Genomic DNA, 23,635 nt, shown 5'->3' with positions numbered 1-23,635 from the left:
TGCCCTCATTGGTATGGGCGAATCAACTGTTTTTCTTTTTTTGCCTGCTGCCTCATAGTCGAAATTATATTGGACGAGAGCTTTATGGTGTCTTATACTAAAGGTTAGCCGATGAAAACGGTACTTAGAAGACAGTAGAAATGGTGAGAAAAGAATGCTGGAATATCAGGTGAAAATAGATTCGTTTGAGGGTCCTTTGGACTTGCTTTTACATTTAATTAACCGTTTGGAAATTGATATTTATGATATTCCCGTCGCTAAAATTACGGAGCAGTATTTATTATATGTCCACACGATGAGGGAGCTTGAACTTGATGTTGCAAGTGAGTATTTGGTGATGGCTGCAACCCTCCTGAGCATTAAAAGCAGAATGCTTCTCCCAAAACAAGAGGAAGAGCTGTTTGATGAAGACCTGATGGAAGAAGAAGAGGACCCTCGTGATGAGCTGATTGGCAAATTAATTGAATACCGCAAGTATAAAAATGCAGCGCAAGAACTGAAGGAACGTGAAGAAGAGCGGCAAAACGCCTTTACAAAACCACCAAGTGATTTAAGTGAATTTGCAAAAGAAGCAGAAGCGAAGGACACAAACTTACACGTCACGGTGTATGATATGTTAGGTGCGTTCCAGAAGGTATTGAACCGCAAAAAAATAACAAAACCAGCACCATCAAAGATTACAAGACAAGAAATCCCGATTGAAGACAAAATGAATGAGATTATGAACCATTTAAGAAAAACAAAAAAGCGGACCAATTTCATGACTTTATTTCAACATGATCAAAAGGAACACCTTGTCGTGACGTTTCTTGCTGTTCTCGAATTGATGAAAAGCCATCAAATCATGCTGGAGCAGGAAGGAAACTTTGAAGATATTTATATCATAGGGAGTGAAACGATTCATGACGCTTGATATCGTGAATTGGAAAGCCATCTTAGAAGCGCTGCTATATGCAGCAGGTGACGAAGGCTTAACAAGAAAACAGCTCATGTCTGTTCTTGAAGTTGATGAGGCAGCGTTGCTTGATATTATGTCTGCCGTAAAAGAAGAATATCAAAAACAAGAACGAGGAATTGAGCTCATTGAATATGCAGATTCATATATGCTGCTGACGAAAAAAGAATACAGCGTATATTTAAAAAAATTAGTAGAGACACCATCGAAAGGTTTGTCACAGGCAGCGCTAGAAGTGCTCGCCATTGTCTCGTATAAACAACCGATTACACGCAGCGAAGTCGAGGAGATCAGAGGCGTTAAATCAGAACGAGTGTTGCATAGTTTAGTTGCCAAAGCACTGCTCTGTGAAGTAGGACGTGCCGATGGACCGGGACGAGCGATCCTTTATGGGACAACACCTACCTTTTTAGAGCAATTTGGTTTAAAAGCCTTAGATGAATTGCCGCCACTTCCAGAGAATGTGGAAGCAGATGGGGTGCAAGAAGAGGCTGATCTCTTTTTTGAAAACTTCAATCAAACATTTGAAGAGATAAAATAGTTCAAAATAAGGAAAAATGTATGATAAAATATAACAAAGATTTTAGGTCTAAAACCTTTGTTTGAAAGATAAAATGGTGACAAAGCCATGAGGGGAAGGTAAACACGAAACAAATGGCACATATGAATGTAAAGGCTCAAGTTGATCAAGCAGGCGTTTTTTTATCAAAGGTTGCAGTTGAAATGAATGATTTTCTGAACGAAGCTACCTTATCAAGCTTGAAACGATTAAACCCGGAAGCGGAAGCCTATTATTGTGACATATTAAGTACATTGCGGAAGCTTGCAGTTTATAGCGAGGATGCCGCGGCGGTTTGTAGGAAAATCGGGCAGCAGCAGACATTCCCGCAGCAAGCCGCACAGCAGACGCTTCATCGTATTTATCATCAATGTATTGAAGAATTTTTTACACCAAAAAAGGATACATGGTATGAAGATAGCCGTTCAGCCTACACAGGAAAAAGCTGCATTGTTTTCCATCATGAAGTATCGGCTGAAGTCAAACGTTTGTTTTCTTCATTAGAAAAAGAGTTTTTAACGATGAGAGAAGAGCTGGAATATACAACATCTCATCAGCAAATGAAAATGGTATAAAGAAGACAAGGCAACTCTCACATGAGAGTTGCTTTTTTTTATGGACGAGGCATCATAACTTTTTCAGCCGCGCATACACTTGTACAAAACGGACAAGGACGTGAATGAACATGCCCTATTTAAAAATTGGAACAGCAGTCCTTCTTCTATTGACACTCTTACTGCCTTTTTCCTCACACGCTCAAGCAGACATTTCATTATCGGTGAGTGCGAGAAGCGCCATTTTAATAGATGGACAGTCAGGCAGAGTCCTATTTGGAAAGGACGAGCACGAAAAAAGAAGAATCGCCAGTATCACAAAAATTATGACGGCTGTATTAGCCATTGAATCAGGAAAAATGAACGACATGGTCAAAGTGTCAAAACGTGCGATTCAAGCGGAAGGTTCTTCAATTTATTTAAAGGAAGGACAGAAGGTGAGCTTAGAAGACTTGACATACGGGCTCATGCTGCGCTCTGGAAATGATGCAGCTGTTGCCATTGCAGAACATGTTGGTGGCAGCTTAGAAGGATTTATTTTTATGATGAACCAAAAGGCCTCTGAACTAGGCATGGAGAATACGAATTTTCAAAATCCGCATGGACTCGATGATCATAAAAACCATTATTCATCAGCTTATGATATGGCAATCTTAACGAAATACGCCATGAAGCATCAGCAATATCAAAAAATTGCCGGTACCACCTTTTATAAAGCAAAAACAATCGAAGGTTATTGGAAAAACAAAAACAAGCTGCTCACTGGTTTATATCAATATTCGACTGGAGGGAAGACAGGATATACAAAACTTGCAAAACGCACGCTTGTCTCCACAGCTGCAAAAGGAGATGCTGCGCTCATTGCTGTGACGATTAATGCACCGGATGATTGGAAGGATCATATCTCAATGTTTGAGTATGCATTTGATCACTATAAAACGTATGTGCTTGCTGAAAAAGGCAGGCTCGCTTCGTTAAAAGGGACTTTTTACGAAAAAAAAGCGTTTATTCAGCGGGATGTGGACTATTTTTTAAATGAAGATGAGAAAAAACTAGTGGAAATCGAAACGGAAATGCTGACGCCTGAAAAGAAATGGGAGAAAAACAAAGAAGCGATCCCAGATGTAGTAGGGAAAATGACGTTCTTACTGGATGGTCAGGTGATTGAGCAAGTCCCCATTTTTTATGAAAATAAACGCAACCGAATGCCTCAAAAAAGCTTTCAAGAAATGTTTAAGTCTGTCTTTCAGACATCGATAGGCGGATCTTCATGGTCAATCTGATCTGGGTATTCCTCACGGTCATCGGTCTTGTCTATGCAATGTTTAACGGAACGATGCATGAAGTGAACGAAGCTGTTTTTAAAGGATCAAAAGAAGCGGTCACCATTTCAATTGGGTTGATTAGTGTTCTTGTATTCTGGCTGGGATTGATGAAGATCGCAGAAGAAGCGGGGTTGTTACATTTCTTTAGTAAATTATGCCGGCCCTTTATCTCAAAACTATTTCCTGAGATTCCTGCGAATCATCCAGCGATGGGGTATATTCTGTCCAATCTCATGGCAAATTTCTTTGGCCTTGGCAATGCCGCCACTCCACTTGGGATTAAGGCGATGGAGCAGATGAAAGCATTAAATGGCGGAAAAAATGAGGCGAGCCGGTCTATGATCACTTTTTTAGCAGTCAATACATCTTCTATCACACTTGTGCCAACGACTGTCATTGCCATTCGTATGACCTATGGCGCAGATCAGCCAACAGATATTGTAGGTCCAACCATTTTGGCGACACTTATTTCAGGTATCGGTGCGATTATGATTGATCGCTATTTCCACTATCGCAGAAGCAGACGGGGGTGATCTTGTGGCATTTATTAACTGGCTGTCACTTGCTTTGATTCCACTGATCATCGCAGGAATATTGATTGCAGGGACGATTAAAAAAGTACCGACGTACGAAACATTTGTAGAAGGCGGGAAAGAAGGCATTCAAATTGCCTTTTCAATCATTCCGTATTTAGTCGGTATGCTTGTCGCCATTACGATTTTCCGAGCATCAGGTGCCCTTGATTTTGTCATGGAATTATTGAAACCTGTGTTTACAGCGATTGGTGTTCCTACAGAAGTGGTTCCGCTTGCTTTGATACGCCCTATATCAGGAACAGCGGCGCTTGGTATGACATCAGACTTAATCGCGACTTATGGTCCAGATTCTTTTATCGGCAAGCTTGCCGCCGTTATGCAAGGGTCAACTGATACGACCCTTTATATTTTAACCGTCTATTTTGGAGCAGTTGGTATTAAAAAAATGGGAGATGCACTGAAAGTGGGGCTGCTTGCAGACCTGATTGGGATCATTGCATCGATTATTATCGTCAGTTTGTTATTTAGCGGCGCCTAAACAGGTGCTTTTTTTATTTCGTGGATGGAAAACAGCTTTTTTGTTGAAATTAGACAGATGAAACGCTTATTTTTCCACGAATGCTTGTTTGTTTCAAGCCAAGCAAGTAAGATAGTACATGAGGTGAAAGACAAATGGAACGTTTACAGAAAGTAATTGCCCATGCCGGCGTCGCTTCTAGACGAAAGGCTGAAGAATTAATTAAAGAAGGACGAGTTACCGTTAATGGTGAAACAGTGACAGAGCTCGGAGTAAAGGTGGGCTCTTCAGATAAAATTGAAGTCAATGGCTTAAAGCTTGAAAGAGAAGAACCGGTTTACTTTATGCTTTATAAACCGCGCGGCGTCATTTCAGCTGCCGAGGATGATAAAGGACGCAAAGTCGTGACAGACTTCTTTGATGATGTTCCGCAGCGTCTGTATCCAATCGGCCGGTTGGATTATGATACGAGCGGTTTAATTTTGATTACAAATGATGGCGAATTTGCCCATAAGCTCATGCATCCGAAATATCAAATTGATAAAACGTATGCAGCGAAACTAAAAGGCATCCCTTCAAAAGAATTGCTTAGAAAGTTAGAAAAAGGAATCATGTTAGACCATAAAAAAACAGCACCTGCCCGTGCCAAAATGCTTTCGATTGATAAACGAAAGCAAACATGTATTGTGCAATTAACCATTCATGAAGGCAGAAACAGACAGGTTCGCCGCATGTTTGAAGCAATCGGCCACGACGTTTTAAAACTCAAAAGAGAGCAATATGCTTTCCTTCATATTGAAGGCATGAGACCAGGAGATCGCAGAGAATTGACGCCGCATGAAGTAAAACGCCTAAGAGCGATTGCGGATCATGGGAAAAGCGCTTTTTAATTTTCACATAAACTTCAAAAAATGAAGAAGCATCAAAAGAAGGAGAATGCTATAATTTACCTGAATGTCTATGGGGAAGGGGTACTTCAGATGAAGAAAAGACGATTTTTCATACGGACGGGCATTCTCCTCGTGATGCTTGCTGCACTATGTTATACGATGTATAACTCAGTATTTGCCAAACAGGATCAAGTCAAAGAAGGATCTATTGCGCCTAACTTTGTCCTTCAATCGGTAGATGGGGAACGGATTGAATTAAAGGACTTAAAAGGCAAAGGCGTCTTTCTCAATTTTTGGGGTACATGGTGCGGTCCATGTAAGCAGGAATTCCCTTATATGGCAAATCAGTATGAAGTGTTCAAGGATCGCGGTGTCGAAATTGTTGCCGTGAATGTGGGGGAATCCAATATTGCTGTGAAGAACTTTATGGATGCTTATGGCGTGAATTTTCCTGTTGCCATGGACAAAGATCGTCAAGTGACAGAGGCATATGATATTACGCCGCTGCCAACCACATTTTTAATTAATCCTGAAGGCAAAGTAATCAAAGTCATAAAGGGAACGATGACAGAACGTAATGTCTATGAATATATGAATTTGATTAAACCAAAGGGGTCATAGAATGAAAGAGGTAAAGTGCGAGTGTGGACATATTAATCCAATCGGTACTGTTCTATGTGAATCATGCGGGAATCCCATTGCAGCAAAAGAGAAAAATTCATCAAAGCTGCTTGATATGAGATATGACGGCAGTGCAAGACGCTCGCAAACATACAACAAAACGATTGTTGATAAAGTATGGAACTTTTTTTCTTCCGTAAAAGTGGGTGTGTGGCTCATTGTCATCACACTGTTAGCTTCTTCGCTAGGAACTATTTTTCCGCAGGAGCGGTTTATTCCGCCAGGTGCATCAGCTTCCACTTATTATGAGGAGCAGTATGGGTCGTTTGGCAAGTTATATTACATCCTTGGATTCCATGATCTTTATAATTCTTGGTGGTTTTTAGCCCTTGTCGCATCTATCGGAATTTCCCTTGTGATTTGCAGCCTTGATCGAGTGATTCCACTTTATCGCGCACTCAAAAATCAAGGGGTTGTCAAAAAAGAAGGTTTTATGAGAAGGCAGCGTCTTTTCAGCGAAACAAATCAAACATTAGATCAACATACATATGAAGGCATCGTTAGTAAAATGAAACAAAAGCGTTACCGCGTAAGAGAAGAAGATGGACATATTTTAGCTGAAAAAGGCCGCTTTTCCCGCTGGGGACCTTACGTCAATCATATTGGATTAATTATATTTCTCATTGGATCCATGCTCCGGTTTGTCCCAGGAATGTACGTGGATGAAACATTATGGGTAAGAGAAGGCGAAACGGCACCAATCCCAGGGACGGGAGGCCAATACTTCTTAAAGAATAATGCGTTTTCAATTGATCGCTATGAATCTGAAAAAGAAAAAGAAGTCTTTGAAAATGCGATTGAAAAGGCTGGCGATGGTCAAGTCGTCAAAAGTTATAAAACCGATGCCGTTTTATACAAACGTGAAGGGGAAGTTGTTTTTGGTGAAAAGCCCAAGCTGAAGCAGGTAACAGAACACGATATTAAAGTGAATGAACCGCTTAAGTTTGACAATTTCTCATTATATCAAGTGGATTTTAAACAAAATGAACTCGATCAAATGGTCTTTCAGCTGATTCGAAAAGATACTGAGAAATCTTTCGGAACAGTGAAGATTAATCTGCTGGAGCCTAAGTCAGAATATGATCTTGGTAGCGGTTACAAAGTCAAGGTGATGAGTTATTTGCCTGATTTTTATTTTGACGAAGATGGCACACCTAGTACGAAAACGAGGAATCCGAATAATCCTGCGTTCGTATTTGAAATGATCTCTCCTGAAAAACCAAAAGGTGAAAAAAGCTTTGTCGCAATTCAAGAGACAGTAGAGGGTTCTGATAACAATCTTTATAAAATGAAATTTGACCGGGTTGAAACAAAAAACGTGACAGGTTTAACGGTTCGAAAAGACTTAACACTCTGGGTACTTATTGTTGGCGGAATGATCTTTATGATTGGTGTCGTACAAGGGATGTACTGGCAGCATAGAAGAATCTGGCTATCGGCAAAGGATGGAAAAGTATTTGTGGCAGGACATACAAACAAAAACTGGTTCGGCTTAAAGTCTGATCTTAAGGTGTTACTGCACGACAGTGGCATCAAACAGCCAGTGGATCAAAAAGAACTGCCTGATACAACAAGTATCAGCAAAAGCAAGGGGGAAGGGTTAGATGGCGGCAGTCAGTGAAAACCTGTTATTTGCAGCTTTTCTATTTTATTTAGCGGCAGTTCCTTTTTTTGGAGGGGCCATTAAAGGAAAAAAGAAAGAAGAGGGTCCGCGCAAAAATAAGGCGGCACTTATCGGCATAACGCTCACCATCATTGGTTTTTTGAGTCAATTTGGCTATTTTATTTCAAGGTGGATCGCGTCTGGTCACGCACCAGTCAGTAATCTGTTTGAATTCACCACAGCCTTTGGAATGATGCTGGTGCTCGCATTTATTATTTTATATTTTGTCTATCAAGTGTCTGTGCTAGGTTTATTCACACTTCCAATCGCTTTATTAATCATTGCTTATGCAAGCATGTTTCCATCGGATATTTCACCGCTGATTCCTTCGCTTCAAAGTAATTGGCTATATATTCACGTCACGACAGCAGCGCTTGGTCAAGCCATTTTGGCGATCAGTTTTGTGGCAGGTGTGATTTTTCTTTTGAAGCATGTCGATCAAACAAAACCGGGGAAGAAAACCTTTGGCTTAGAGCTGGTCATGTTTATGATTGTGGTCACCCTTGCATTTATCGCTGTCACGTCCATCTTTAGAATGACAGGGTATGAAGCGAAATTTAATTGGGTAGATAAAAATAAAGAAGAGAGCGTCATGGTCTATGAGCTGCCTGCCTTAGTAGGACCTCATAAAGGAGAGCTTATCACAAAAGATCGTTTAGAGCCTGTGGTTGATCTGCCGCCTGTTTTTTCAGGTAGAAAGGTGAATACAGTGCTGTGGTCATTTGGCGTTGGGCTGATTATTTATGGATTGCTGAGATTGATCATTCGCAAACGTCTAAGTGCGCTGCTTCAGCCGCTCGTAAGACAAGTGAATCTCGATTTAGTCGATGAAATTGGGTACAGGGCTGTTTCCATAGGATTCCCTGTATTTGCGTTAGGCGGTCTTATTTTTGCGATGATCTGGGCACAAATTGCATGGACGAGATTCTGGGGATGGGACCCGAAGGAAGTATGGGCTTTAATTACATTTTTATTTTACGCCGCCTATCTCCACCTTCGGTTATCACGAGGCTGGCATGGTGAAAAGTCCGCTTGGCTTGCTGTAATCGGATTTGCGATCATTATGTTTAACCTCATCTTTGTCAACCTAGTGATTGCGGGGCTTCATTCTTACGCGTAATCGCATGAAAAAGGCCAACTTTTATGATTCGATTCGGCTTTTTGTTAAAATGTATGTAACAACGGAGAAAGCAGGAGGATTGTCTAATGGAACACACAACTCAAACGAAAATATTAGTCGTCGATGATGAGGCAAGAATTCGCCGCCTTTTAAAAATGTATTTAGAACGGGAAAATTATGAAATTGATGAAGCGGAAAATGGGGATGAGGCCATTCAAAAAGGACTTCAAACCGATTATGACCTCATTTTGCTTGATTTAATGATGCCTGGGACAGATGGGATCGAAGTGTGTAATCAAATTCGAGATAAAAAAGCCACACCAATTATTATGCTGACAGCAAAAGGTGAGGAAGCCAACCGTGTGCAAGGTTTTGAGGCAGGAACGGATGATTATATCGTCAAACCTTTCAGTCCGCGTGAAGTGGTTCTTCGTGTGAAAGCACTGTTAAGAAGATCGTCTCAAACGTCATATCTCAATACTGGAACAACCACAAAAGATGTTCTTGTGTTTTCTCATCTATCCATTGATCATGATGCACACCGGGTCACAGCAGATGGAAAAGAAGTCAGCCTCACGCCGAAGGAATACGAACTTTTGTACTTCTTGGCAAAAACGCCGGATAAGGTCTATGACAGGGAAAAGCTTCTCAAAGAAGTGTGGCAGTATGAATTCTTTGGGGATCTGAGAACAGTGGATACCCACGTCAAAAGGCTTCGCGAAAAACTAAATAAAGTGTCACCTGAAGCAGCGAAAAAAATCGTGACAGTATGGGGTGTCGGGTACAAATTTGAGGTCGGCACTGAATGAAGCTGTGGAAAAGTGTCGTAGGAAAGCTATGGTTAACCATTCTTTTCCTCGTGCTCATTGTTTTATCGATTTTAACTGTGCTTCTTTTAGAGTTCATTGAGAATTACCATGTGGAAGAAGCAAAGTCTGATTTAACACAAATGGCCAACAAAGTAGCAGTCATTTTAGAAAGCCATGAGGATCAATCGCTTGCAAGGTCGATTACATCAGAACTAGCTGATAAATTGACAAGTATCGCGATTGTTCAAGAGGATGGACTAGAATGGTATTCGTCTGAAAAAGGCGGGAAGCTTCCTGCGATCACAAAAGAACAAATTGAAGCAGACAAAGATTTGAACAAAGCACTGACAGAACGAAAAAAAATCAGTAAACGAGCTGAATCTGATACAGGCAATCAGAAGGATGAACGCATTGTAGTAGGTGTTCCTTACGAGGCGAACGGAAAGAAAGGGATGGTCTTTCTTTCTCAATCCCTCCTTGCTGTAGAGCAGACAACAAAACATACGACGCGTTATATCTTCCTCGCAGCCGGAATTGCGATTGTGCTGACGACAATTTTCGCTTTCTTCTTATCCACTCGTGTCACCTACCCTCTCAGAAAGATGAGAGAGGGAGCACAAGATTTGGCGAAAGGGAAATTTGATACAAAGATTCCTATTTTAACGCAAGATGAAATTGGGGAACTGGCGATCGCCTTTAATCAAATGGGTAAGCAGCTTAAATTTCATATAACCGCTTTAAATCAAGAAAAAGAACATTTGTCCAACATTCTGAGCAGTATGGCAGACGGTGTCATCACGATCAATATTGATGGAACGATCCTCATGACAAATCCTCCTGCAGAAAGATTCTTGCAGGCTTGGTATTACGAGCAAAATATGAAGATCAAAGATGGGGATGAACTGCCGCCAGAAGCGCGTGAATTGTTTCATACTGCCGTCAGTACGGAAAAAGAGCAAATGATCGAAGTCACGCTGCAAGGGCGTACTTGGGTTCTTCTCATGTCTCCGCTTTATAATCAGCAAGATGTCAGAGGAGCGGTAGCGGTACTTCGCGATATGACAGAAGAGAGAAGACTGGATAAGCTAAGAAAAGACTTCATTGCAAATGTTAGTCATGAACTCCGCACACCTATTGCTATGCTCCAGGGCTATAGTGAAGCGATTGTCGATGACATTGCCGGATCTGAAGAGGAAAAGAAAGAGATTGCCCAAATTATCTATGATGAATCACTTCGAATGGGGCGTCTTGTGAATGATCTTCTCGATCTCGCACGTATGGAAGCTGGTCATATTACACTGAATCTTGAATCAACTGATACAGAAGAGCTGACTGAAAAAATTTACCGTAAATTCCTTGGAATTGCGAAAGAAAAACAAATCAACCTGACGTATGAAATTCAAGTAGAAGAACCGTATTTTGTATTTGATCCAGATAAAATAGAACAGGTTTTTACAAATCTCATCGATAATGCCATTCGTCATACACCAGAAGGCGGAGAAGTTCACTTCTCAGTTCAATCGGTGGAAAATGGGCTCAAGATGGATGTGAAAGATTCGGGAAGCGGCATTCCTGAAGAGGATCTCCCGTTTATTTTTGAACGGTTCTATAAAGCAGATAAAGCAAGAACAAGAGGACGTTCCGGTACGGGGCTGGGCCTTGCGATTGTGAAGAACATCGTAGAAGCGCATCAAGGCTCCATTCATGCACATAGTAAGGCTGGAACAGGTACTCACTTCACTTTCTATATTCCGAAAAAAAAGCAGGAACTCGTCTAATCTTGACGAAGAATCTTGTTACATGAGAAACACTTCTTTTCGAAAGAAAATGAAGTGTTTTTTCTATTTTCATATTTTTAAGGAGAAGTTAAACAAAAAGCCCTTTCCAAATTGTCGATCTTGTAATATATTTGTCATAAAGTTGTAATGTAACGTTTTGTGAGAGTCACTCGACAAAAATAAGTGAACGGAGGGGTTTCCTATGCATGAAACCTTTCAAAAAATATATGATTCGTACCATCAAGATTTGTACCAATTTTTATTTTATATGGTAAAAGATAAAAATCAGGCAGAGGATCTCGTGCAGGAGGTTTACATTCGGGTACTTCACTCATATAAAACTTTTGAAGGAAGAAGCAGCGAGAAAACATGGCTGTTTTCAATTGCAAGGCATGTGGCAATTGACTGGTTTCGCAAACAGCAAACCATCAGACAACGGGTGCTTGGCACGTTTGATTGGGATAAACAGGATGTAAAAGATCCAGACCTGCTCCCAGATGAATTGGCTGTACAGGATGAAAATATCAAAGAAATTTATGCCGCACTTGATCATTGCACCATTGATCAACGAGCCGTCATCATTTTAAGGTTTATCCAAGGCTACTCAATTATGGAGACGGCCAAGGCGCTAAAGTTCTCGGAAAGCAAAGTCAAAACAACGCAGCACCGAGGCCTGAAAGTGCTCCGAAAACATATGGAGCTTTTGAAGGAGGAGCTAGTGAATGAAAACGAACAGGTCCAATTGGAGCGAAGAACGAATTAAAGTATTACTCAGTCAGCTTCCAAAGGTGGAGGACAACCGTTCATCTAAGCAGATTTACCAGCAAATGCTGATGGCAAGCGGGAAGAAAAAGAAAAGTGCCAGATGGATCGGTCCAGCGGTCGCAACCGTTGTGGTCTTATTTATGGCGTTTTTGATTTCTCCTCATTTATTTCAGCCGGCTGCTCAAGATATAAAGAAAGTGAAAATGGACTCGAGTGCTGAAAAAGGACAGGTGAATGCTACATTAGAGGCGGTAAAAAACACAAATGTTCCTTCACATGTTGCTTACGCATCTGACAAAGAAAAGTATATGACGATTTCATACATAGATGAATCGACTTCTCAAGTTGTCCCAATCAGTATTCAAAAAGAAAATAAGCATGATGATGTGCAGGCGCTTCTTGATACATACGAAAAACTGGAGCTGCCTGAAATGACAAAACCTCTTCAAGCTTATATGGATATGGTGGATGTGAGTGAAAAAGGGGATACACTGATTTTTCAGCTGAAAAATGATTTGTCTCTTGATACATTAAAAGAAGCCAATCGTTTTAAAGACATGGTCAAAGAAACGTTAAAATGGAGCCAATATAAACAAGTACAGGTCAAGTCTGTCAATGGCTCGCACCTTCAATTAGGGACGAATGGCCGTCTTGGTACCATTTCAATTAATAAACAAACAAAGCACGCTTACTACGTTTTAGAAAATAAGAGCGGGACATTTTTGGTGCCCTCAAAAGATGATTATCCTTCTTATAAAGATGCAGTAGAGGCGATGAAGCGGGCGAATGATGCAGGACTCGATCCACTCATTAAAGAAGAGCCTGTTCAAAAGGTGACAACAAAAGGAAAACATGCAACCATCACGTTTGGAGCATCAGCACAATTAACGGACTCAATTGATCATATTTTACTTATTGAAGGACTGCTGCTCACAGCGAAAGATTTCGGTTTTACAGATGTCACGATACAAAATGCAGGAACAGATCAAGTAGGCCCATATGAATTAAAAGAACCGCTAGAGGTACCGGCACTGCCAAACCCAGTTGTTATCAAAGAACGCTAAAGGACGCAACTTATTGCGTTCTCAGCGTGTAGACAAACCCTCGCATTCTTTGTCAGTCCTGCGCTCCGGTGCTCACGAATGTCAAATTCACTCTGCTCCGGTGCTCGTCCTTCCTAGACTGCAAAGGTTTTCTATCACGCTGAAACGAAGACAAAGGGCTAAAATCAAGTTCATTTTAGCCCTTTGTCAACAATCTGAGGACGCAACTTATTGCGTTCTTTTTTCATGTATAGAAAAGGGCTTCCTTGAGGTATACTAAGCTGTCATGAAAAGAACTTCAAAGAAGGGAAGTCACTGATGAAAAGGTATTGCTACATATGTGCTAGCTGTTTCTTGTTCTTGACCTTATCACCGTTTGCCCATGCAGAGAAAACAACCGAGTGGGTGGAACCAATCAAAGGTGAAGTCACTGATTTGTTTGGGACAAGAGGTGGTTCGCATAAGGGGTTAGACATTGCTGCACCAGAAGGAGAATCCATTTTTGCTGCTAGCGAAGGTGTGGTTACTCGTTCCTATGTATCTGCTACATATGGTGAAGTTGTATTTATTCGGCATCCAAATGGATATGAAACCGTCTATGCGCATTTAAATGCGCGTTTTGTAAAGAATGGTGACCATGTACAAACAGGGCAGCCGATCGGCATCATAGGCAACACAGGCGCCTCTAGGGGCACTCATTTGCATTTTGAGGTGCACAGGGGTAATTGGTCAGTTAGTAAAGAAGATGCAGTAGATCCGCTCACAATCATTGCAAGAGATCGTTTCCAAGAGCCAGCCCTCCATGTAGATGGATATGAGAAACATACATATGTCATACAACGAGGGGACACGCTCTGGTCTATTGCTAAAGCACATCAAATGACCGTTGATCAATTGAAGAAAATCAATGCACTGACAACGCATCTCATACGTACAGGTGAACGTTTAATCGTTTCAACAAAATAAACCTCATGCTTTTGCATGAGGTTTACCATTTTTTTATAGGTCAATCAGACGTACAGAAAGAATATCGCTCACTTTAGTTAACGTTTGGACAATTTCATCTTCAAGGTGCTTATCAAAAGAAAGCATCATGATGGCTTCGCCGCCTTTTTCTTTACGGCCTACTTGCATTGTCGCAATGTTCACATCGTGGTCGCCTAAAATTTTTCCAACTTGACCGATGACACCAGGTGCGTCAGTATGCTGAATATAGACAAGGTGCCCATCTGGGTAAAAGTCAATATTGAAACCATTAATAGAAACGACACGCTCACCTAGATGCGGGATATACGTTGCTTTTAATGTAAAGGTGGAAAGGTCACCTTTGACTTCAATGGAAATGCTGTTCTCATAGCCAGATTCGCTTGAAGAAATTTTCTCGCTAAAGCTAATGCCACGTTCTTTTGCCACCATACCAGCATTGACTTCATTTACAGTCGAATCGACACGCTCTTTCAAAAAGCCAGAAAGCAGACTTTTTGTAATAAATGATGTTTCGAGTTTTGCGATAGATCCTTCATATGAAATGCTGACTTCTTTTACAGGTTCTCTCATCGATTGAGAAACAAGACGTCCAAGTTTTCCTGCAAATTGATGATAAGGCTGGATTTTTTTGAACTCGTCTTTTGTCATCGCTGGTAGATTAATAGATGACATGACCGGGAGTCCTTTTGCAAATTGAAGAACTTCTTCAGAGACTTGTGCCGCCACATTTAATTGTGCTTCTTTTGTAGATGCACCAAGATGCGGAGTGGCAATGACGTTTGGATGATCCACAAGTGGATTCTCAGTAGGTGGTTCTACTTCAAATACATCGAGAGCAGCCCCTGCGACATGACCATTTTCAAGTGCTTCAAGAAGGTCTCGTTCGTCAATGATGCCGCCGCGTGCACAGTTCACTAGACGAACACCTTTTTTCGTTTTTGCGATTGTTTCTTTATTGAGAAGTCCTCTAGTTTCTTTTGTTAAAGGTGTATGTACCGTAATAATATCTGATACTTCAAGCACTTCATCAAGTGATTTTGCATTGACACCAATTTTTTCGGCACGTTCTTTTGTAAGGAAAGGGTCAAATACGTTGACGGTCATGCCAAATGCTCTTGCACGCTGGGCGATTTCACTTCCAATTCTGCCTAAGCCAACAATCCCAAGAGATTTTCCGTAAAGCTCAGCACCGACATATGCGCCTCTGTTCCATTCTTTTGATTTCACAGAAATATTCGCTTGAGGAATATGACGCATGAGAGATGAGATCATCGCAAACGTATGCTCTGCCGTTGAAATCGTATTCCCATTTGGTGCATTGATGACAATCACACCGTGTTTTGTTGCTTCATCAATGTCAATGTTGTCGACTCCCACACCAGCACGGCCAACAATTTTTAATGAAGTCATTTTTTCATAAAGTTCTTTTGTCACTTTTGTGGCACTTCTGACAAGTAAGGCATCAAACGTGTGTAATTCATCTTCTGCTTCTGTTACATTTTTTTGAACAATTTCAACAAAATCTGATTCTAATAGTGGTAAAAGACCATCATTGCTCATCTTATCTGAGACTAATACTCGAAACATCGTAAGATTTCCTCCTAAAATAAACGTCATAAATATCTGATAATTTACCATATTCCTTTTCACTGTGTCAATCAAATTAAAGCAGTAAAGCGAAAAAGAAAACACGAACATTTTTTAGTGTATTGATCAAGAATGGACACCTTTAAACAAAAGATACCCAATTTTTACGCATTTGTCATTATAAATTTTAGGTTTTTTACGATTTCTTAAAACTGATGAATTTGCTCAGGATTTTTATCTGTACAAATGCTCATATATCATATATAATGATGTCGAATTGAATAATGATCAATCTTCGGGGCAGGGTGTAATTCCCTACCGGCGGTGATGAGGCATAGTCTCTAAGCCCGCGAGCCTTTTTTGGCAGGATTCGGTGTGATTCCGAAGCCGACAGTATAGTCTGGATGGGAGAAGATGGAGGTTCGTAAACGTTGAAAACATGTCTGTTTATACGTTTATTTGTGTAGCCTAAATTTCCCGCTCCTGTGTATGTATTCAGAGCGGTTTTTTTGTGGCTAAAATTGAACAATCCTCTTTTCGAAAGATTTGATCGAAAAGGAGAGAGAATATTGAATCAAAGTAAAGTAAAACGTTTAGTTGTTACCAGTATGCTTAGCAGTATTTCGTTTGTATTAATTTTATTAGATTTCCCTTTTCCGGGACTTCCAGCGTATTTAAAAATTGATTTTAGCGATATTCCTGCGATTATTGCGATTTTGATTTATGGGCCAGGTGCAGGGATTGCCGTTGAGGCTTTAAAAAATGTACTACATTACCTCATTCAGGGCAGTATGTCCGGTGTTCCTGTTGGGCAAGTAGCCAATTTCATTGCAGGCACATTATTCATTTTGCCAGTCGCTTTTATGTTTAAAAAAATCAAATCAGCAAGAGGAATGGCGTGGTCAATGGTCATCGGTACAGTGCTTATGACCGTCATGATGAGCATTTTAAATTACTTCTTGTTCCTTCCAGCGTACACATGGTTTTTAAACGCACCTGAACTATCAGATCATGCGCTTAAAACAACCATTACAGCAGGAATCTTACCTTTTAACTTTATTAAAGGAATCATCATCACCATCGTCTTTAGTTTCATTTTTGTCAAAATGCGTCCATGGTTTGAAAATAAACGTCGACTTCAAAATAGTTAATATAAAAAAAGCCCCTTTTAAAGGGGCTTTTATCCTATTCATGCTTAAGTGGATCACCATCGAAAGTTTCGTCCGCAACTTTAATTGAGTCAGTTGGGCAACCTTCAAATGCATCAAGCATATCTTCTTCAAGTACTTCTGGAACTTCTACAGTCCCCTGATTGTCATCAAGCGTGACAAATGCAATGCCTTCATCATCATAATCATAAATGTCTGGAGCAGCTGCACCGCATGCGCCGCAAGCAATACATGTGTCTTTGTCTACAATTGTATATTTTGCCATGTTAAAAAAATACCTCCCAGATTGTTCGATGGAACAAATGGTTTAACCTTTTTAGTTTCACCGATAAAAAACCAATTTCCTCAAACCTTATTGTAATGATTTTAAATTCACATTTCAACTGTAAAGTGATTGAGAATGCTTATCACATAAGGGTTTGTTCATAACTTTCCCCCATTAATTGAGTTTAAACATTTCTTCTTCAATGAAATCTGTTAAAATAAAGGGAGAAAATATTCGAATTTTGTCAGGAAGACAGGTGCTTTGGTCAATGACGATTCATTACTTGGATGTCATGTTGATGGACAGCGTACATAAATTGAACGGCGAACGCTCCATTAGTGCTGTCTACCATCTTTTTAAAGGAAAAAAATCATCACAAACGATACAGGATGCAAGTTTGTTTCAGCTTTCTAGCTACTTCGGCTGCTATCCAGCTTTTACGAGGGATCAGTTGAACCGCTCTGTACAAAGGCTAAAAGAGCAGCACTTCATCAGAAAGACAGGGGATACATTCATCGCCACAGATGCAGGAATAAGTATGCTCAGGCAGTGTTTCACTGAAAAACCGATGCCAGTTTATTTTAATGGTGCCAAGTATCATGATAAAGCAAAGGTGTTATGGATGAGACTGTCTTTACTTGTGCAGGTCCTTTCACATCATGCAGCGGGGTCACAACACTATGTGCCGATTCAAAGAGATATATCGGTTCAAAACTGGACAAAATCCTTCTTCTCGCAATATCACCAGAAGAAAAAGCTTTCTGAAGATATCCATCATGAGCTTGAAACACTTCTTGCTCATTTAACTGATCAAGAGGCACTGCTTTTTGTTTATTCATTGACTTCCAATGAAAGAATCGGACGGACGTACCAGCAAATGGCGGAATGGATGAAAGAAGATGTATGGTATGTTTACTTGCTTTTTTGGAATGTGCTCCATTATTTTATTCAATGTGCGCAAAAAGGTGAGGCACCGATCATCCAGCGAATGATAGATGATCTTCAATTCAAACGTGTGCTGACCACCTCTACCCATAAAACGCTTGAGCTTGTACAAAAAGGGTTCAGTATTGATCAAATTGCTCATATTCGTTCATTAAAAAAAGCGACAATTGAAGATCATATTGTAGAGCTCTCGATACATGAGCCGAGCTTCTCGATCGAACCATATGTCAGTAGTGAAGCTCAACAGGCGATACATGAGGTAGCCGGTCAGCTCCAAACCAACAAGATGAAGCTGATCAAAGAAAGTCTCGAGCATTCATTTACTTATTTTCAAATACGATTGGCATTGACAAGGATGGTGAAAGCAAGTGGATAAGCTTCATCAGACGCTGATGCGATACTTTGGTTATGATGCCTTCAAAACAGGTCAGGAGGACATTATTCGAAGTGTACTTCAACAAAAAGATACGGTTGCCATGCTTCCTACTGGTGGCGGGAAGTCACTTTGTTATCAAATTCCGGGCTATTTGACAGACGGGTTAGTGCTGATCATTTCACCTCTTTTATCACTCATGGAAGATCAAGTAGAACGCATGAAAATGCGCGGTGAAAAGCGAGTGGCTGCGCTTAACAGTACACTGTCCTTTCAGGAAAGAAGACATATTATTCGGCATTTGCCATCATATAAATTTTTATTTGTCGCACCTGAGGCGCTTATGTCAGAGGTATTGGTAGAGCAGCTCAAAGCGATGCATGTGGGTCTATTCGTTGTAGATGAAGCTCACTGTATATCGGAATGGGGACATGATTTCCGCCCGGAATATTCCAAGCTTGGGGAATGGAGGGAAGCGCTCGGTAATCCTGTCGCCTTAGCACTAACGGCAACTGCGACGAAACAAACCTTAAAAGATACTGTGCAAACGTTGCGGCTAGAGCATCCAGATGTTCATATTCATTCAGTCAACCGGCCGAATATTGCACTATTAAAAGAGGCGCATGAAACGAAAGAAGCAAAAGAGAAACGAGCACTTGAGTTTGTGGAAACCCTTCAAGGGCCTGGGCTGATTTATTGTCCGACCCGGCAAATGACAGAAGATATCTCACGTTTGGTGAAACAAAAAACGCATCAACGTGTAGAGTTTTATCATGGCGGAATGGAGTCAGGAGACCGCATGCTGATCCAGCAGCAATTTATCAGTGGTCAAATTGATCTCATTTGCTGTACAAGTGCTTTTGGAATGGGAATTGATAAAGCAAATATACGCTTTGTGATTCATATGAGTCCGCCTCAGTCAATTGAAGCATTTATGCAGGAAATTGGAAGAGCTGGACGGGACGGGAAAAATAGTGTGAGCGTTCTTTTATATACAGAAGAGGATGCGGATATTCAAAGTCATTTGATTCAAGCAGAAGGTTTTGATGATCCAGAAATTGATTTTTTCTTAGCTCGAGTATCACAAATGCCGATCAATGATGAAAAGAAATTACGTGAACAATTGATGGAAGCAGGGCTTCAGGAGACGCGCGCGCGAATGCTCTCGCATTATTACACGATGTACCAAACTGAACAGCCCCGTTTACTCATGAAGAAGCTGAAAGAAAAGCTGCAGGATAGACAAACAGAAAAGCTAAAAAAAGTGTGGCAGTTTAAAGAGCATATCACTGGCCATCGCTGCTTTAGGCAATCTTTGTTATCATACTTTGATGAGCAGCTTGATCTAACGGAGGACGCTTCCTTTGGGAACTGCTGCTCTTCATGCGGACTTGACCTGTCTGATTACGAAAAAAAAGATCAACCATTGGAGCTGAATGAAATGAAACACTGGAAGACCGAGCTGGATCGTCTGTTTCACCTGACAAAAGAGGCGCAGCATTGATTGAACAACATCGCCGTATTATTGAAAAATTAACCGATCGACAAGTAGTAGAACAGTTGTATTTTACACAGCTGCTCATGCTGATTGTCTCTTTTTTACTAGGGATGTTTATGTTTGATCATTGGACTGATTTTACAGCCCTATGGCAGATCCGAGATATGCGTATCCTGACTTACGGAATTGGCGGCGCTTTGCTTGTGATTATTGTCGACGCTATTGTCATGAAGGTGTTTCCGGCTCATATGTATGATGATGGCGGATTAAATGAAAAAATGTTCAAAAACCGCAGCATCCCGCATATTGTTTGGTTAACGCTGCTCATTGCCTTTTCAGAAGAAATTTTATTTCGGGGGATCGTTCAGCAGCAATTTGGACTGGAGATCGCAAGCATTGTGTTTGCACTTCTTCACTTTCGCTACTTGTCAAAAATACTCTTGTTTATCCTTGTGGTTTCTATTAGTATTTTTTTAGGACTTTTATACGAGTGGACAGGGAATTTATTCGTTCCTGTCATGACACACTTTGTCATTGACTTAGTCTTTGCAAGTCAAATTCGTTTTAAATATTGGGGGAGGGATGAACATGGAAGAAATGTCGAGAATGAAGAGAAAAAAGCAGCAGCTGACAAACATCCATGATGAGGATGTAGAGGAAAATCTTGAAGAAGAAAAAGTGCACCCTTCAGATGACTCTCAATTTCCTACACGAGAAGATTTTCATGAATATAAAAAGCAGCGAACTAAAAAAGTGCGTAATCCATTGTTTACGACACTGGCTATTATCTTTCCTATTATTGTCGTCACGGTTTTCTTCCTGTTGATTTATTACACATCAAAGGAAATTAATGATAACAACAATCAAGGTGTTTATATTGATAAAACGTCGAGTGCTGACACAGATCCAGTCCCGTCAGCACTTGTTGAAACAAAAAATGATTCAAGCGCTGACAAAGCGGATGCGTCTGATGATGAGAAGAAAAAGAAAGATGCTGATAAAGAAAAGCAGCGTTCAAAAGAAAAAGCAGAGCAAAAGAAAAAAGAACAAGCCGCTAAAGAGAAGGCTGAGCGTGAAAAGGCCGAAGCTGCAAAAAAGCGTGAGCAGCAACAGCTCGCTCTTCAAAAACAGCAGGAAGAGAAAAAGCGAAAAGAAGCAGAAGAGAAGAAGAAGCAGGAAGAAAAACCTGTTCGTGTCGTGCAGCATACTGTTGGACCAGAGGAAAACTTGTATCGAATTTCCATGAAGTATTATCAAAACCGATCAGGGGAAGAGAAAATTCGAGCTTACAATCATTTAAAAGGAAATAGCGTGTACAGCGGGCAAGTATTGAATATCCCATTAGAAAATTAATATTTGACATGAATGAAATGAAAAGCACATACATATGTAGAAAAAAGGGACAAGGGTGTATGTGATGACATTGCACGCAATCAGCCGCTATATGGATCAGCCGACACAGAAAATGATTGAAACATTGATCAAAAGGAAGCGCAAATACGAGGGGTTTGCAAAACAATGCAAAAGGTGGCAATGGACAGCCCTTTTATCACTTGCGATTCTTCTGTTTTATTTTGTGATAACAGCTAATAGCGGGGGCTCCCTGCAGCCGGAAGCGATGATTGCCACATTGCTTGGCCATGAGGTATTTCTGTTTTGGATCATGGCTGAAGTGTTTGCTTTTTACGCATCGTATTATTATAAGAAAAAAGAAGAAAAGGCTGAGGATGAATATCATAAGCTCAGATGTGAAATTATACAGAAAAGCACAGATTTATGGCCTCAATCAAATCAATGGAAAGAGCGCGAGGCCGTTTTTCACTTCATGCAGACGCAATATGACATCAACCTCTATTATGAAAGTAAATAAATGAGCAAAAGACGTTTAAACAGTTGAAACGTCTTTTTTCATTCAAGCGTCTTATAAAAGAAAGCTGATACAAGGGAGTCATTCATAATGAAATATGCCATCGGATTTACTGCTGCCATAGCGGCTGTGACAACAGGTGTGTGTGTAACAGCGAAAATGGTGAAAACGGCAAAACAAAACAACATCAAAAAGCATTACTTTACAATAGAAGGACTTCAGTCAGATCGACCTGCAGTCATTTTCTTTATTTCTGATACCCATCGCCGTCTAATTAGTGATACTTTATTAGCGGAAGTAAAAGAGCAGCAGCCTGATGTCATTATGATCGGCGGGGACTTAGCTGAAAAGGGAGTCCCTTATGCTAGAGTCGAAGAAAATGTGAAACGTCTAGCGAGGATTGCCCCGGTGTATTTTGTGTGGGGGAATAATGACCATGAGCTGCATCAGCAAAAACTCAAAGACATCCTCCATACCTATCAGGTGACGACATTGCAAAATGAGACGGCTGTGTGGGATTTTGAAGGACAGCCCATTAAAATAGGCGGAATCGATGATATCCGGCTTGAAAAAGCAGATTATGAAGCGATACGGCCGGAGTTTGTCAAAGAAGATGTGAATATCCTTTTATCACACAACCCAGATGTGCATCACTTGATGAGTGAAGAAGAGGGAATTGATCTTGTTTTGAGCGGTCATACCCATGGGGGTCAAATTCGTATTGGGAAATTTGGTCCGTATGAAAAAGGAAGAACAGGCCAAGTCAAAGGTGCTTTCTTTCTAATTAGTAATGGTTACGGAACAACAAAGATTCCGATGCGTCTTGGAGCAGAACCAGAAACCCATCTGATCTATTTAATGCCGCTAAAAACGCGCTAAGTTGATGCCCCATCAATATTTTCCATAAAAGTCACCGTAAGCATAGCTTCATGCTTGTCTTCCGTCTTGACACAGTGTAAACTGAATACAAAATTAAGAACCTATGACTCATCATCTCATATACTACAGTATGATGTGTGTTAGAAGAGGCAGGAGGGAACGTTATGCGGCTAGAGCGTCTGAATTATAATAAAATCAAAATTTTTCTCACACTAGATGATCTGACAGACCGAGGTCTTACGAAAGAAGACCTTTGGAAAGATTCGTTCAAAGTTCATCAGCTGTTTAAAGACATGATGAACGAAGCGAATCAGGAGCTCGGTTTTGAAGCGAATGGACCGATTGCTGTTGAAGTATTTTCTCTTCAGGCGCAGGGGATGGTCGTCATTGTGACAAAGAGTCAGCAGGAAGATGCTGATGATGAGTTTGATGAAGATTACATTGAGATGCAAGTCAAGCTCGACGAGAGCAAGCATGTGCTTTATCAATTTGCCTCGTTTGAAGATGTGATTCAACTGTCCCATAGTTTAAGTCGTATTGGACTTTTAGGGGGTACAGTTTACCATTATGAAGGTCAATATTTTCTCAGCCTAGATGATTTCGAAGAACTGTCTGCAGATACGGTCATTTCTATTTTAGCGGAGTTCGGTTCACCGACGACATTAACCATTCACCGGTTAAAAGAATACGGAAAAGTGATCATGCAGGAAGATGCAGTGAAAACGATTCAACTGTATTTTTAATCACTTTTTTCTATTATATTTAATACTGTTGTGATGAAACAACAGTATTTTTTTATATCCATTTTTATATTTATAAACGCTGATATTTTATTTTGATAAAAAACGCTTTTTACCTTTGCTTTACCAG

General features: G+C 40.6%; 25 protein-coding genes and 1 riboswitch. Of the genes, 23 read left to right on the top strand and 2 right to left on the bottom strand.

Going from position 1 to position 23,635, the window contains the following annotated elements:
* The first annotated feature begins 154 nt into the window (after nt 1–154).
* The 15 genes from NST15_RS10675 to NST15_RS10605 all read left to right on the top strand — a co-directional run bounded on the left by NST15_RS10675 (nt 155) and on the right by NST15_RS10605 (nt 14,161).
* Nucleotides 155–913 (top strand): segregation/condensation protein A, encoded by a 759-nt coding sequence (locus tag NST15_RS10675; RefSeq protein WP_007501021.1) that lies wholly within the window; start codon nt 155–157, stop codon nt 911–913.
* Nucleotides 903–1,496, top strand: coding sequence for an SMC-Scp complex subunit ScpB (gene scpB, locus NST15_RS10670; RefSeq protein ID WP_008344462.1), 594 nt, complete (start codon nt 903–905; stop codon nt 1,494–1,496). The genes NST15_RS10675 and scpB overlap by 11 nt, the downstream gene beginning before the upstream one ends.
* Nucleotides 1,497–1,609: 113 nt before the next feature.
* Nucleotides 1,610–2,089 carry a YpuI family protein gene (locus NST15_RS10665; RefSeq protein ID WP_007501019.1) on the top strand — a complete coding sequence of 160 codons (480 nt, stop codon included), beginning with the start codon at nt 1,610–1,612 and terminating at the stop codon, nt 2,087–2,089.
* Between the two features lie 110 nt (nt 2,090–2,199).
* Complete coding sequence (locus NST15_RS10660) at nt 2,200–3,351, top strand: D-alanyl-D-alanine carboxypeptidase family protein (RefSeq protein WP_342498530.1); 1,152 nt, start codon at nt 2,200–2,202, stop codon at nt 3,349–3,351.
* Nucleotides 3,339–3,926: a nucleoside recognition domain-containing protein gene (locus tag NST15_RS10655; RefSeq protein WP_007501015.1), complete on the top strand. Its 588-nt coding sequence runs from the start codon at nt 3,339–3,341 to the stop codon at nt 3,924–3,926. Before NST15_RS10660 ends, NST15_RS10655 begins: the two co-directional genes overlap by 13 nt.
* A 4-nt stretch (nt 3,927–3,930) precedes the next feature.
* Nucleotides 3,931–4,467: a spore maturation protein gene (locus NST15_RS10650; protein WP_017359781.1), complete on the top strand. Its 537-nt coding sequence runs from the start codon at nt 3,931–3,933 to the stop codon at nt 4,465–4,467.
* 134 nt (nt 4,468–4,601) lie between these two features.
* Nucleotides 4,602–5,336, top strand: coding sequence for a 23S rRNA pseudouridine(2605) synthase RluB (rluB, locus tag NST15_RS10645; RefSeq protein WP_008344472.1), 735 nt, complete (start codon nt 4,602–4,604; stop codon nt 5,334–5,336).
* 90 nt (nt 5,337–5,426) lie between these two features.
* The gene (locus NST15_RS10640) at nt 5,427–5,957 is read left to right on the top strand and encodes a thiol-disulfide oxidoreductase ResA (protein WP_008344474.1); all 531 of its coding nucleotides are present in this window, start codon (nt 5,427–5,429) and stop codon (nt 5,955–5,957) included.
* 1 nt (nt 5,958) lies between these two features.
* The gene (locus NST15_RS10635; RefSeq protein WP_056704685.1) at nt 5,959–7,638 is read left to right on the top strand and encodes a cytochrome c biogenesis protein ResB; all 1,680 of its coding nucleotides are present in this window, start codon (nt 5,959–5,961) and stop codon (nt 7,636–7,638) included.
* Complete coding sequence (gene ccsB / locus NST15_RS10630) at nt 7,622–8,800, top strand: c-type cytochrome biogenesis protein CcsB (protein ID WP_019743082.1); 1,179 nt, start codon at nt 7,622–7,624, stop codon at nt 8,798–8,800. Before NST15_RS10635 ends, ccsB begins: the two co-directional genes overlap by 17 nt.
* Before the next feature lie 86 nt (nt 8,801–8,886).
* Nucleotides 8,887–9,609: a response regulator transcription factor gene (locus NST15_RS10625; RefSeq protein ID WP_017359777.1), complete on the top strand. Its 723-nt coding sequence runs from the start codon at nt 8,887–8,889 to the stop codon at nt 9,607–9,609.
* Nucleotides 9,606–11,387 (top strand): ATP-binding protein, encoded by a 1,782-nt coding sequence (locus NST15_RS10620; RefSeq protein ID WP_017359776.1) that lies wholly within the window; start codon nt 9,606–9,608, stop codon nt 11,385–11,387. Before NST15_RS10625 ends, NST15_RS10620 begins: the two co-directional genes overlap by 4 nt.
* Before the next feature lie 202 nt (nt 11,388–11,589).
* Nucleotides 11,590–12,150, top strand: coding sequence for an RNA polymerase sigma factor SigX (gene sigX, locus NST15_RS10615; protein WP_007501006.1), 561 nt, complete (start codon nt 11,590–11,592; stop codon nt 12,148–12,150).
* A complete protein-coding gene (locus NST15_RS10610; RefSeq protein ID WP_065460648.1) occupies nt 12,110–13,216 on the top strand; it encodes a sigma X negative regulator in 1,107 nt (368 codons plus the stop codon). Before sigX ends, NST15_RS10610 begins: the two co-directional genes overlap by 41 nt.
* Nucleotides 13,217–13,513: 297 nt before the next feature.
* Nucleotides 13,514–14,161: a M23 family metallopeptidase gene (locus tag NST15_RS10605; protein WP_035391628.1), complete on the top strand. Its 648-nt coding sequence runs from the start codon at nt 13,514–13,516 to the stop codon at nt 14,159–14,161.
* A 33-nt stretch (nt 14,162–14,194) separates the two neighbouring features.
* On the opposite strand, the gene serA is transcribed toward NST15_RS10605, so the two are convergent.
* Entirely contained in the window at nt 14,195–15,769 is a 1,575-nt protein-coding gene (gene serA, locus NST15_RS10600) for a phosphoglycerate dehydrogenase (protein ID WP_008344488.1), read from the bottom strand.
* Between the two features lie 287 nt (nt 15,770–16,056).
* Nucleotides 16,057–16,189: riboswitch (FMN riboswitch) on the top strand.
* A 149-nt stretch (nt 16,190–16,338) separates the two neighbouring features.
* On the opposite strand from serA, the gene NST15_RS10595 reads away from it, so the two are divergent.
* Nucleotides 16,339–16,920 (top strand): ECF transporter S component, encoded by a 582-nt coding sequence (locus NST15_RS10595; protein ID WP_081298156.1) that lies wholly within the window; start codon nt 16,339–16,341, stop codon nt 16,918–16,920.
* Between the two features lie 34 nt (nt 16,921–16,954).
* Here the strand turns inward: NST15_RS10595 and NST15_RS10590 are convergent, their stop codons facing one another.
* Nucleotides 16,955–17,203 carry a ferredoxin gene (locus NST15_RS10590; protein WP_008344492.1) on the bottom strand — a complete coding sequence of 83 codons (249 nt, stop codon included), beginning with the start codon at nt 17,201–17,203 and terminating at the stop codon, nt 16,955–16,957.
* Nucleotides 17,204–17,471: 268 nt separating this feature from the next.
* On the opposite strand from NST15_RS10590, the gene NST15_RS10585 reads away from it, so the two are divergent.
* The 7 genes from NST15_RS10585 (at nt 17,472) to NST15_RS10555 (ending at nt 23,508) form a co-directional block, all read left to right on the top strand.
* Complete coding sequence (locus NST15_RS10585; protein ID WP_224558427.1) at nt 17,472–18,524, top strand: helix-turn-helix domain-containing protein; 1,053 nt, start codon at nt 17,472–17,474, stop codon at nt 18,522–18,524.
* Nucleotides 18,517–20,025, top strand: a complete 1,509-nt coding sequence (locus tag NST15_RS10580) for an ATP-dependent DNA helicase RecQ (RefSeq protein ID WP_342493000.1) — start codon at nt 18,517–18,519, stop codon at nt 20,023–20,025. Before NST15_RS10585 ends, NST15_RS10580 begins: the two co-directional genes overlap by 8 nt.
* The gene (locus NST15_RS10575; protein WP_268359006.1) at nt 20,022–20,663 is read left to right on the top strand and encodes a CPBP family intramembrane glutamic endopeptidase; all 642 of its coding nucleotides are present in this window, start codon (nt 20,022–20,024) and stop codon (nt 20,661–20,663) included. Before NST15_RS10580 ends, NST15_RS10575 begins: the two co-directional genes overlap by 4 nt.
* A complete protein-coding gene (locus NST15_RS10570) occupies nt 20,608–21,372 on the top strand; it encodes a LysM peptidoglycan-binding domain-containing protein (protein WP_342498529.1) in 765 nt (254 codons plus the stop codon). The genes NST15_RS10575 and NST15_RS10570 overlap by 56 nt, the downstream gene beginning before the upstream one ends.
* Nucleotides 21,373–21,436: 64 nt before the next feature.
* Nucleotides 21,437–21,889 carry a DUF2663 family protein gene (locus NST15_RS10565; protein ID WP_007500988.1) on the top strand — a complete coding sequence of 151 codons (453 nt, stop codon included), beginning with the start codon at nt 21,437–21,439 and terminating at the stop codon, nt 21,887–21,889.
* A gap of 87 nt (nt 21,890–21,976) precedes the next feature.
* Complete coding sequence (locus NST15_RS10560) at nt 21,977–22,765, top strand: metallophosphoesterase (protein ID WP_007500986.1); 789 nt, start codon at nt 21,977–21,979, stop codon at nt 22,763–22,765.
* A gap of 164 nt (nt 22,766–22,929) precedes the next feature.
* Nucleotides 22,930–23,508: a genetic competence negative regulator gene (locus tag NST15_RS10555; RefSeq protein WP_007500984.1), complete on the top strand. Its 579-nt coding sequence runs from the start codon at nt 22,930–22,932 to the stop codon at nt 23,506–23,508.
* Nucleotides 23,509–23,635 lie beyond the last annotated feature (127 nt).

This window comes from Bacillus sp. FSL R5-0820 (assembly GCF_038593385.1).
Lineage (GTDB): Bacteria > Bacillota > Bacilli > Bacillales > Bacillaceae > Bacillus > Bacillus altitudinis.
The sequence above is the reverse complement of the archived record's forward strand: the minus strand, read 5'-3'. Positions and strand labels throughout refer to the sequence as shown.